The organism is Pseudoalteromonas sp. SG43-6, from assembly GCF_014164365.1.
GTDB lineage: Bacteria > Pseudomonadota > Gammaproteobacteria > Enterobacterales > Alteromonadaceae > Pseudoalteromonas > Pseudoalteromonas rhizosphaerae.
In genome coordinates, this window is record NZ_JACJEZ010000176.1 from 1 (window position 1) to 410 (window position 410).

Genomic DNA, 410 nt, shown 5'->3' on the forward strand with positions numbered 1-410 from the left:
TTAACTTGGCAATCTGCTGGGTCTAAATAGGGTTTTAACTCCTCAGGAAATCCGTGTTTTTCTGTTATATCTTTATCTATTTTGAAGTAGTGCTCTATTGATTGATATAAGTGTGTCCCAAGCGGGATTGATGTATCCATAAAGGTCATGGCTGTTGCATATTGCAGCGAATCCCACTCACGATTAAAACCACCTACGTAAAATGTCGGTTTAGTGAGTCTATAATGCTTAGGGTACTTTAATGGCACCATGAGAGACACAAACACGCGTGAACCACCACGAGCTGAGCCTACATTGCGCTCATTTGCACCAAAACAAACAATGTCTTCGTAAGGTAAATAAAACGGTTTTCTAAACAAAGTATGAGGGGTTTTTACAAGCCCGGTATGGCGATTAAAATAAAACTTATC

Annotated in this window: 1 pseudogene; it reads right to left on the bottom strand. The window is 39.5% G+C overall.

What is annotated here, in order from left to right:
* Window positions 1-410: pseudogene (locus tag H5201_RS22680) on the bottom strand (hypothetical protein); the annotation flags it as partial.